The sequence below is a fragment of the Candidatus Thermoplasmatota archaeon genome, from assembly GCA_035540375.1.
Taxonomy (GTDB): domain Archaea; phylum Thermoplasmatota; class SW-10-69-26; order JACQPN01; family JAJPHT01; genus DATLGO01.
In genome coordinates this window covers 1-10,888 of record DATLGO010000030.1, presented here as the reverse complement: position 1 = coordinate 10,888, position 10,888 = coordinate 1, and the positions used below count along the sequence as shown (strand labels likewise).

At 72.1% G+C, this 10,888-nt stretch carries 9 protein-coding genes; 1 reads left to right on the top strand and 8 read right to left on the bottom strand.

The window, feature by feature from the left end; genetic code table 11:
- Nucleotides 1–20: 20 nt before the first annotated feature.
- From VM889_03515 to VM889_03505, 3 genes are all read right to left on the bottom strand, one after another.
- Entirely contained in the window at nucleotides 21–1,736 is a 1,716-nt protein-coding gene (locus tag VM889_03515; GenBank protein ID HVL47603.1) for a hypothetical protein, read from the bottom strand.
- Nucleotides 1,733–3,442 carry a hypothetical protein gene (locus tag VM889_03510; protein ID HVL47602.1) on the bottom strand — a complete coding sequence of 570 codons (1,710 nt, stop codon included), beginning with the start codon at nucleotides 3,440–3,442 and terminating at the stop codon, nucleotides 1,733–1,735. The genes VM889_03515 and VM889_03510 overlap by 4 nt, the downstream gene beginning before the upstream one ends.
- Nucleotides 3,443–3,563: 121 nt before the next feature.
- Nucleotides 3,564–5,291, bottom strand: a complete 1,728-nt coding sequence (locus tag VM889_03505) for a hypothetical protein (protein ID HVL47601.1) — start codon at nucleotides 5,289–5,291, stop codon at nucleotides 3,564–3,566.
- A 131-nt stretch (nucleotides 5,292–5,422) separates the two neighbouring features.
- Between VM889_03505 and VM889_03500 the strand changes: the two genes are divergently transcribed.
- On the top strand, nucleotides 5,423–6,466 hold the full coding sequence (locus VM889_03500) for an NAD(P)/FAD-dependent oxidoreductase (GenBank protein ID HVL47600.1): 1,044 nt from the start codon (nucleotides 5,423–5,425) through the stop codon (nucleotides 6,464–6,466).
- Nucleotides 6,467–6,487: 21 nt separating this feature from the next.
- Here VM889_03500 and VM889_03495 read toward each other — a convergent pair whose 3' ends face one another.
- From VM889_03495 to VM889_03475, 5 genes are all read right to left on the bottom strand, one after another.
- On the bottom strand, nucleotides 6,488–7,720 hold the full coding sequence (locus VM889_03495; protein ID HVL47599.1) for a hypothetical protein: 1,233 nt from the start codon (nucleotides 7,718–7,720) through the stop codon (nucleotides 6,488–6,490).
- Nucleotides 7,721–7,767: 47 nt separating this feature from the next.
- On the bottom strand, nucleotides 7,768–8,670 hold the full coding sequence (locus VM889_03490) for a cytochrome c biogenesis protein CcdA (GenBank protein ID HVL47598.1): 903 nt from the start codon (nucleotides 8,668–8,670) through the stop codon (nucleotides 7,768–7,770).
- A gap of 393 nt (nucleotides 8,671–9,063) precedes the next feature.
- Complete coding sequence (locus VM889_03485) at nucleotides 9,064–9,483, bottom strand: four helix bundle protein (protein ID HVL47597.1); 420 nt, start codon at nucleotides 9,481–9,483, stop codon at nucleotides 9,064–9,066.
- A gap of 376 nt (nucleotides 9,484–9,859) precedes the next feature.
- A complete protein-coding gene (locus VM889_03480; GenBank protein ID HVL47596.1) occupies nucleotides 9,860–10,321 on the bottom strand; it encodes a hypothetical protein in 462 nt (153 codons plus the stop codon).
- A gap of 27 nt (nucleotides 10,322–10,348) precedes the next feature.
- Complete coding sequence (locus VM889_03475; GenBank protein HVL47595.1) at nucleotides 10,349–10,837, bottom strand: hypothetical protein; 489 nt, start codon at nucleotides 10,835–10,837, stop codon at nucleotides 10,349–10,351.
- Between the last annotated feature and the right edge of the window lie 51 nt (nucleotides 10,838–10,888).

Genomic DNA, 10,888 nt, shown 5'->3' with positions numbered 1-10,888 from the left:
CGCGTGGGACACCTTAAGCGCTACTCTTCGCGGTCGGCGAGGGGGGCCAGGGTGTCGCAGTCCGCGAGCGTGGTGCGCCGGCGGTTCCCGTCCGTCCCGTGCTCGAGCGAGACCGCGAGGCTGCAGGCGGTGAGTCCCGGCGAGCCTTCGGGGAGGAGGAGGGTCGCCCGGCCGAGATAGCGACCCGGCGTCTCGCTTTCGAAGATGCCGTACAGCCTCACGGGGGTCGACCCCGCAAGGAGCACGGCGCCCGAGGTGTAGCACGTCGACGAGAGGCCGGGGCCTTCGCAGGTGGGGTTGCCGGCGCCGTCGGCGAGGATGAACGCTCCGGCCCCCCACGTCGTCGTGGGCCGGACCTCCACGTACACCGTCTGCACGAGGTGGCCCGCGTCAGTCGTCGGCCAGTGGCCGAAGAACTCGCCCACGGGATTCGCGTAGTCGTCCGCGATGGGCCGCGTGCCGCCCTCGTAGGGATCGCCGGGTTTCGCGGATCCGATGTGGCCGTCGCCGTCGAGATCCTTCCACACGCCCGTCCACACCTCCCACGCGAGGACGCCGGGGAGCATGCTCGGCGAGCCGTCGGCGCCGCGTCCGGGGAGCGGCCCGGCCTCGCCCGCGGCGAGACCGCCCCACGCCGCGTAGAAGAGCCGCAGGTCGATCCAGGCCTCGTAGCCCGCGACGTGCTCCTCGTGGAGGCCCGCGCGGGTCGACCCGCTTCCGGCCTCCCACTCGCGCGGATACGGGGCCCAGACCGCGGCCTGGACCTCGCCGGCGGGACCCGCGACGGGCGTCGCGCCGAGCGGCACGGGGCCGGGGCGGCAGGCGTTCGGGCAGAGCCCGACGCTCGGGCTTCCGATCGCGTCCGCGGCGGGCCCGAGGGTCGCCCGGTACGCGCCCGCGACGGGCGCGGGAGCGACGGCCGCGTAGCGGTCGACGTCCACGAGCGACGTCGTCGACGCCGTGAAGGGCTTTTGGCCGTCCGGGCTCGGCGCAAGATGCGCGTGCGTGACCGTCTCGACGGTCATCGCGCGGAAGAGGGAACCGTCCACGAAGAGCACGCGGCCGTCGACGTCGCCTGCGGGCTTGTGGACCATCTCGATGACGACGTAGCGGTAGACGAGGTCCGGCGTCGCCTCGGCCGGGCGCACGCGGCTCGTTGCGACGGGATGCGCGCCCGGCTCGATGTAGCTCACGATTCCGCCGGTATCGTCCGGAACCCACTCGTTCGAGGGCCGCGGGTCCGTGGGACCGCGCGACGAGTGCCAGCGGACCTGCGCGACGCCGTCGCCGTTCGCGTCGCTCCATCGCCCGTGCCAGGAGAGGAAGTACCCGCGGCCGGGCACGATGACGTCCGGCACCTCGCCGCCGGTCGCGCGATGCCAATTGGCGCCGCGCGAGACGTCCATGACCGGCGCGTCCGCGTTCTCGGACGGCGAGACGAGGACGACGGCCGCGGAACCCGCAGGGTCCGTCGCGCCGTCGCTCTGGTACACGTTGTCGAGAACGAGCGTCGCGGTCGCGGGATGCGCGCGTCCCGTCGGGGCCGGCGCGCAGCGCGACGCGGGATCGTTCGGGCCGAGGCAGTTCATCTGTCCCGCGGCGTCGAGCTCGATGCGGCCAGGCTCCGCGCGCTCGTAACCCACCTTGAGGTCGAGGTCGGCGGGCACGCTCACCTGCGCGAGCGCGGGCGAGGCGAGGAGCGCGAGCGCGACGAGGGCGACGCGCGGGGCGCTCATGGACGCCCGTCCCACGCGCCAATCCGGTCGCAGTCCTTGAGCGGGATGCGTTCCTCGTTCGCGCCGAGCGCGCGGAGCATCTCGATGTCGCTCGTGCAGATCGTGAAGGCGGGGGATCCGTGGACCATGAGCACGCCCGACCAGGCGGAATAGTAGCCCGGAGCGCTCTCGTCGCGGGCCGCGGCGATGCGGATGGGCTGCGAGCCCTCGACCGGCATCTCAGGCACGCCGTTCATGTTGATCGGGACGACCCCGTCTCCCCACACCGTGTCGGGGACGAGATCCACCGAGATGGTGGCGAGCGCCGTGCGACCGCCGGGCGCGACGGCGAAGGTCCCGTAGAATTCGCCGCGCGTGTCCTCGTAGTCGTCCGCGATCGGCCGGCTTCCGCCGTGGTACGGGTCGCCGGCGCGCGCGGAGCCCACGAAACCGTCGGCGTCGAGGTCGCTCCAGAGGCCGAGGCGGATCTCCACGGTGAGGACGCCCGGCATCATCGCCTGCCCGCCGTCCGCGGCGCGGCCCGCGAGCGGCGAGGAGCGCGTCGCGAGCCCGCCGCCCACAGGCGACCAGCGCGGATGCAGATCGATCCAGTCGGTGTAACCCGCGCGGTACGCCTCTTGACGGCCCGCGTTCGTGGAGAGGCTGCCTTCGAGCCACTCCTTGGGGTAGGGCGCGAAGAGGCCCGCCATGGCGGCGTGCGCAGGACCTTCGAGCGGCGTGTCCGCGAAGGACATGGGTCCCGGTCGGCACGCGTTCGGGCAGTAGCCGAGGGAGGGCGTCGTGTACGGCGCGAGCGCGGAGGCGAGCGCGCCGTTGTAGAGCTGGACGAGCGGGCCCGGCGCGCCGACCGCATACCGATCGATGTCCACGAGCGACGTGGAGCGCGGCGTGTACGGCTTGCCGCCGGGGCTCGGCGCGAAGATGGGATCGCTCACGGTCGCTACCGTGATGGCTTCGAAGAGCGAGCCCGTGACCATCACGGAATACGGGATGCCCGCCTTCGTGGGGCCGCTCACGCGGAGGCCCGCGTCGCCGCCCGACGCGTGCGCGAGGTCGTCGGATTCGTAGACGAGGTAGAGATCGGGCGCGTACGCGTCGGGCCGGTGGAAGTTCGTGAACGAGGGGTGGCTTCCGGGCTCGACGTACGCGACGAGCGGCGTGTTCACGTCCACCGCCCACTCGTTGCGCGGACGGGTCCCGCCGTTCCAGATCGCGACGTCGACGTCGCCGTCGTCGTCGAGGTCGTTCCATCGCCCATGCCACGCCCACAGCTGGCTGCGGCCGGGGAGGATGACCTCGGGCGCGTCGCCGTCCGTCGCGCGGTGAGCGCTCATGCCGCGGTTCGCGTCCTTCACGGGCGCCGTCACGTTTCCGGTCGGGTTCGCGGCGACGGCCTTCGCGCTCCCCACGGGGTCGCTCACGCCGACGCCGAAGAGCACCGCGTCGAGGACGCGGATGCCCGTCGGCGGATAGGCCACGCCCGTCGAAACGAACTCGCATCCGGCCCGCGCGGGAGCCTCGGCGGAGGCCGGAAGATCGAGGCAGTTGCGCTGGCCCATCCCGTCGAGCGCGAGCCGGTCGCGCTCGCGGGTCTCGAGACCGGTCTTGACGGCGTATTCGGCGCGAAGCGTCATCGCCGCGGCCTCGGCCCCGGGGACGGCAAGCAGCATGACGAGGATGATCACGGCACCGTGGCGGGCATCCATGGAAAGCCTCCGACCCGCCCATGCGGCCTGGGATCGCTTAAGCGCTCCCCCCTGCCGTCGGGCGACCCCCCGACCCGTTCCCGATCCGGGAGGGGCGGGTCGCCCAGGCCCGCGCGACGGGTCAGGACGTCTGCGCAAGCGTCGCGTCGACGTCCCACGCCGCGACGCGGTCGCAGTCGCGCAGGACGAGCCGCTCCTCGCCCGCTCCGATCGACCGCAGCATCTCGACCGCGTCCGTGCAGACTGTGAAGGCGGGCGACCCCTCCGGCATGAGGACGGTCGTCCACGCGCTGTAGTAACCCGGGACGTTCTCGTCGCGCGCGACGGCGATGCGGATCGGCTCCGCGCCCGTGACGACGTTCAAGGGTCGCCCATTGATGTCGAGCGGCCAGACGCCGTTGCCCCACGTCGTCTCGGGGAAGAGGTCGACCGCGAACGACAGCGCCGCGGAGCTTGATCCCTTGTAGACGGCGTTCGCGCCGAAGAACTCCCCGCGCGGGTTCGTGTAATCGTCCGCCACGGGGCGGCTCCCGCCGTGGTACGGGTCGCCTTCGCGCGCGGTCCCCACAAAGCCGTCGCCGTCGAGGTCGTGCCAGAGACCGAGACGCACCTCGGCCGAGAAGACGCCGGGCATCATCGCCATCGCGCCGTCCGCGCCCCGGCCCGGAAGCGGAGAGGAGCGCGTCGCGGTCCCGCCCCCCAAGGGGGACCAGCGGGGGTGGAGATCGATCCAATCCTCGTAGCCCGCGAGATACTCGACGTGCCGACCCGCGTTCGTCGACAGGCTTCCCGGGCGCCATTCCTGGGGGTACGGCGCAAACGGCGCGCCGACGAGGGCGTTGCCGGGACCTTCGAGCGGCGTGTCCGCGAAGGAAACCGGGCCGGGCCGGCAGGCGTTCGGGCAATAGCCGAGAGAGGGCGTGGTGAAGGGACGCAGCGTCGAGGCGAGCGCGCCTGCGTAGAGTCCGGCGACCGGGCCGGGCGCGGCGGCCGCGTAACGATCGACGTCCACGAGCGAGGTTTCGCGCGGGGTGTACGGTTTCCCGCCCGCGCTCGGCGCGAGGATGGCGTCCGTCACGGTGCTGAGGGTCACGACTTCGAAAAGCGAGCCGGTCAGGAGGACCGAATAAGGCACCGCGGCCTCGATGTTGCCGCTCACGCGGATGCCCGCATCGCCGCCCGAATGGTGCGCGAACTCGTCGTCGTTCCACACGAGGTACATGTCCGGCGAGACCTCGTCGGGCCGATGGAAGTTCGTGAACGACGGGTGGCTTCCGGGCTCGACATAGGCGACGATCGGGGCCTGCCGGTCGGGCGACCACTCGTTGCGCGGGCGCGGGCCCAGAGGAATCGTCGCGATGTCGATCGCGCCGTCGCCGTCGAGGTCGTTCCACCGTCCGTGCCACGCCCAGAGCTGCCCGCGGCCCGGCAGGATGAGGTCGGGGGCGACGCCGCCCGACGCGCGGTGGGGGTTCATGCCGCGTTTCGCGTCGTTCGCGGCCGCCGAGGCGTTCGCCCTGGGGTCCGCGAGGATGGCGCGCGCGTCGCCCACGGGATCGCTGAGGCCTGCGCCGTAGAGGATCGCGTCGAGGACCCGGATGCCGACCGCGGGATACGCCTCACCCGTCGGCCCGAACGCGCAACCGGGGCGCGCGGCCGCCTCGAGGGACGCGGGCGCGTCGAGGCAGTTGCGCTGCCCCGCCGCGTCGAGGAGCATCCGGTTCGTCTCGCCCGTCTCGTAGCCGGTCTCGACCACGTATTCGGCGCGGAGGACGACCTTGGCCGCCGCAAAGCCGGGGCCGAGAAGGAGCGCGGCGAGGACGAGGGCGGACAGGGTGCGGGCGTTCAAAGGGGGAGCCTCCCAGCGCCCATGGTACCTGGCGACCCTTAAGACATTCCCGTCCCCGTCGCCACGTAAAGGCAAATACGGTCCCCCGGCAGGCGATTGGATGATCCGTCACGGACCTCTTGCGGCTCCCCATGGACGACCTCCCGGCCGACGGCGTCTTCGACCTCGCGATCGTGGGCGCGGGCCCCGCGGGCCTCATGGCCGCGCTGAAGAGCGCGCTCCTCTTCCACACCGCGATCGTGCTCGACAAGGGCAGGCGCACGAGCCGCGCGTTCTTCGTGCCGAAGATGGACAACATCCCCGGCTACCCCGAAGGCGTCTCGGGACGGAAGGTCATGGACGACCTCCGCGCGCAGATCGCGCACGCGGAAAAGGTCGCGGGACGCCGCTTCGTGCGCTTCGAGGAGCCCGTCGAGATCGCGACGCTCGAACGCGCGGGCGGCGTGTGGCGCCTCGGCGGCCACCGCGTCGTCGGCCGCAACGGCCGCGGCGAGACGGTCGAGGCGCGGGCGCGCGCCGTCGTCCTCGCAACGGGCGTCGTGGACCGCCAGCCGTACATCGGCGAGAACACGTACGACATCACGGCCATCCTGCCGTACGCGAACAAAGGCCTCGCCGACTACTGCCTCCTCTGCGACGGGCACACGATCCGCGGGAAGCGCGTCGCGGTGCTCGGCCTCGGCCGCGGCTCCGCCGGCATCGCGGAGTCGCTGCGCGACCACTTCGGCGCGAGCGAAACGGTGCTCGTGACGTGCATCGCCTGCGTCACGGGCGAACCCGGCCACGACCACGCGCGGCACGGAGCCCTCATCCGCGACACGGAAGCGCTCGGCATCCCCGTGATCGACAAGACGATCGCGAATCTCGAAGGCCAGAGGGAGGACCGCATCCGACTCGTCTTCGACGACGGCACGCGCGAGGACTTCGACAAGGCGTGGGTCTCGTTCGGGTGGTTCAAGGTCACGAACGATCTCGCGAAGCAGGCCGGCGCCGCGATCGACCGCGACGGGTACGTGACCTCGACCGAGGACTGCGAGGTCCTCGGCGAGGACGGCGAACCCATCCCCGGCCTCTTCGTCGTCGGCGACCTGCGCGCGGAGACGTGGAAGCAGATCCCCATCGCGCTTGGCGACGCGGAGAGCGCGGTCATCCACGCGTATGCGGTGCGGTTGTAGGGCGGGCGGGGCCGACGAGCGCTAAGTGGGGACGAGACCCAACGCGGACACGGGCGTCCGCCATAGCCGACCGGTCCCGTCCGCGGGCCAAACGAGGATCTCCTTTGTTCCCGTCGCCGCCGTCAGGACCATGCGCGGCCCGGCCACGCTCACGGGAGCGGGAACGTCCGTATCGACGAAGAAGAATCGCGGGTTGGAGCCCGTTGCATCGCTCGTTGTGATCGCGCCCAGCTGGCCCGTGCGGAGTCCGCGGAGGATCCAGATTGTCGATGTTGCTGGATCCGTGACCATGGCGGCCCCTTCGCCGAGCGTGAAGCGTAATGTTGTGTACGTTTCGCTGCCGAACCCGTTGCCGATCCACCCGTCAGTCTCGACGTCATATCTCAGGATGTGATGACGCGTTGATAGGAGGATGTAGCGGTCGTTTAGGACGACGCCCGTGAGCCCGAAATGGCCGACGATGTTTCCGACCTTCCCCGCCTCCGGATCGCTCGAGGGCAAATCCGGTAAGCGCGACCACTCGCCGGTGTCGATGTTGAACGCGTACCAGTAGCGAGTCGCACGCCCCGGCGCGACGAAGATGCGCGCATCGGCGATGAACGTCGCGGCTCCCTCGCCTACCTCGACGGGCACGTCGGCGAGGCGCGTCCAGCCGATACCCCGGTCATCGGGGCCGTTCAAGACCGCATGGGGCGTCCCTGTGTCGTATTTCAAGAACATCTTTGACCCGCCCCCTAGAACGACGTAGATCGTCCGGTTGCCGTCGAACGCGCCGCTCGCCCCCGATCCGAAGGCTCCCGGAATGTCGACGTCGGCGGGCGGAGGGTGATAATTCCGATAGACGTTGTTGGCGATGTCAAAATACTGGCTCGGACTCCCCGGCGGATTCACACCGCCGGGACGGAAGATGTACGACCGTTCCCGGACCGAGTCATGGACAACGAACGTCGATGCATCGCGGATGCTCGTGTAGAAGAGTGGTCCGCGAGACCAATCTTGCGACGCGTCGGCCTCGACTCCAGGTGGCCCGCGCTCGCCGGCGGCACCCGAGGACCCCTGCGGGCCGGGAGGGCCGGTCGGACCCGGGGGTCCCGGTGGCCCCGCGGGACCGGCTGGCCCAGGCGGCCCGCGAAGATTGGGAGCCCCATCCTCGACGGAGGGCCCTGAGTCAGAATCGGATGCGAGCGGCGCCACACAACCGGCGAAGAGAATGGCGAGCGTGGCGATGACAGGTCTCGTCCGACCGTACTGCACAAGCTGACACAATCATGTCAAGCATGAACATTTTGGAAAAAATTGAATCACCCCAACACCCGCAACGCCCACGCCGGCGGTCCGCCCGTGAGGAGCACGACGCCGTAGTAGTACGCCATGTAGAGGCCCGCCACGACGAGGAGCGCGCCCGTCGCGGTCTTCACGTGGCGCGACGCCGCGCGCACGACAGCCACGCCGCGGCCCGTCGCGACCGCGGCCGCGATCGGGACGAGAAGCGTCGCGACGCCGAACGCGTACACCGCGAACGTCGCGAACGCGTCCACCGCGCCGCCCGTCGCGAGCGCGGAGGCGACGAGGAACGCGAAGAGCGGGAAATTGCACCCGAGGCTCACGAGGCCGTACACGACGCCGAACACGAACGCGCGAAGCGGCCGCGGCACGCGCGTCGGCGCCGCGAAGCCGAACGGGACGGTCGGGTCGCGGCCGAGGAGCGTCGCGACGCCGAGCGTCGCGAGCACGAGGCCGAGGACCGCAAGCAGCGCCGCGAGGCGGCCGAGCGTGAGAAGGCCCGAGGCGAGGATCGCGACGGGCGCCCCCACGACGACGAGCACCGCGACGACGCCCAGGCTCGCCTGCGCCCCGATCGCGAGGCCCCGCACCGCGCGCGTCGACGCGAGCGCCACGAATCCCGTCACCGCGAGCGCCCCGCCGCCCGCGAGCGCCGCAAGCGGCGCGAGCGTCAGCGCCGCGGCGCCCAGGTTCACGCGCTGCACCTCGAAAAGGCCCAGCGCGACGAGCAACCCGCCGAGCGCCACCGCCGCCGCGCCCGCCCACCGGTGCGCGCGCGACGGCGCCGCCGCGCCCCCGCCCGACGACTCGCCGAGGAGGTAGCCCACGTACGCCGGGAGCATGCCCACGCTGCACGGCGCGAAGAAGCCCAGGATCGACGCCACGAACGCCTGGGCCACGAGGAGCGCGTCGACGGGCATCCTACGGGGCGCAAGGCGCGGCCGCGTGAAGAAGGCGTCGGGCCTGGCGAGACGGACTTGGATTCCCGGGCGCCGGGAACCGGGCGCCGGGAACCGGGACCGGGAGCCGGGCGCCGGGAGCCGGGCGCCGGGAACCAGGCGCCGGGAACCGGGCGCCGGGAACCGGGACCGGGAGCCGGGACCGGGAGCCGGGACCGCGAGCCGGGCGCCGGAACCGGGCGGCGGGAACCGGGCGCCGGGAACCGGGACCGGGCGCCGGGACCGGGAGCCGGGCGCCGGGAACCGGGACCGGGAGCCGGGCGGCGGGCGCCGGGACCGGGCCCGGGCCCGGGTCCGGGTCCGGGTCCGTGTTCGGGACCGGGACCGGGACCGGACGCGCGTTGAGCTGTCGCGTCAAGTGCCATCGAGGTTGTCGGTCGTGGCGGAGGGGTCGAGCGCGGGTTCGACGCCACGCGTTCGATGCACGAGCGCTTGAAGCATCGCTGCGATGCGGTTCAGCTTCTCCTTCCCGTTGTCCTGGTGGTCGCGCGTGACGTAGCCCAGCGCGTGGCCGACGTCGAGCGCGGCGGCGGCCTCCGTTGCAGATCGGAGCGCGATGCGGTAGAACCTCGCCTTTTCGCGCCGGCTGAATTCGCCCGCGCCCTCGGCGAGGTTGAGGACGATGGATGCCGCCGCGCCCTCGAGCTGATCGCCGATCGAATGTCGCCCTTTCGGCAACGCCTGCGTGATCTCGCGCGTGAGCGTCGCGAACGCGAGCGCCACGGTGTACGCATCGAAGCGCTCGTGATCGAACCCCTCGCGCGATCGCCGCACCGGAAAACCCACCCATCTCAAATGAAACGAGAGGGAATAACGATCATCCGGACGTCGCGCCACGCGACAACCAACCGGTCCCGGACCCGGTCCCGGACCCGGTCCCGGACCCGACGCCCGGTCCCGAATCCCGGTCCCGTCGCCCGGCACCCGACACCCGGTCCCGGTCCCGAGACCCGACGCCCGGTCCCGGTCCCGGCACCCGGTCCCGGTCCCGAGACCCGACGCCCGGTCCCGGTCCCGAGACCCGACGCCCGGTCCCGGCACCCGGTCCCGGTCCCGAGACCCGACACCCGGTCCCGGTCCCGAGACCCGACACCCGGTCCCGGTCCCGAGACCCGACACCCGGTCCCGGTCCCGATGACATTCGCTCCAGTCACACCGGCCTTCCGACGCGCCGCCGTTCGCGCTCGCCCCCGGCGGCGCGGGCGTACCCGAGCCAGGCGACGCCGCCGACGATGCCGCCCCAGAGGGTGTGAAGGGCGATGTCGGTGACCATCGCCGGCTCGCCGACGACGAGGGGGAGGCCGAGAACGAGCCAGACGGCGAGCCACGCGAAGAGGACGCCGACCGCGAAGCCGTAGAGGAGGCCGAGGCCGACCATGGCGGGGAGGCTTCCGCGCGCGACGAGCCAGCCGAACGGCGCGGCGAAGACGATGCCGGCGACGAGGTGGATCGCCCACCCGACGGCGAGGCTGTCGCTTCCCACGAGCCCCGCGACCATGTCTTCGATCGCGCCCATCATCGTCATGGGGACGCCGATGACGATCGACGCGAGGAGTCCACCCGCGGCGGCCCAGAGCATGCGATCCGCGCGTCCCGTCCGCTCACGCGCCATGTTCCGCGGTCGGCCGGCGGGGCGGCTTCACGCTTGCGGCGGGGCCGTCGATGCGCGCGCGTCGTCGCGGCGGTTGAGTTCGCCGTGCGCGATCCAGGCGAACGCCGCGACGAGCGCGGGCACGGTCGTGTCCCAGTGGATCATGTAGATCTGCGTCGTGAACGTCTCGATCGCGAGCTTCGCGGCGAGCGCGACGCCGGCGACCGCGAGGAAAGCGAGCGCGAGCCCGAGGAGGGCGTTGCGTCTTGAGAAGCGCAGGTACGGGTGCCGCGCAGGCTTCACCGCGCACGCGACTTCCTCGTTCTTCATCGCGCGGTACGCGAGCACGGAGCCGCCCACGCTCGCGGCCGCGACGGGGAGGGCCACGGCAAGCGGGAGGCCGAGGAGGAGCGGCGCGGTCGTGATGCCGACGGTCGCGGCCACCGCGGCCACGACGGTGAGCGTGCAGCTCACGCACGCCGCGCCGCCGAGGAGGACGGTGGGCACGGCCCAGCTCAACGCGTCGCGCACGGGCATCGGTCGTCGAGGGGGCGTTCGCGCATTTAGGGGTTGCCTTCAACGGTGGGG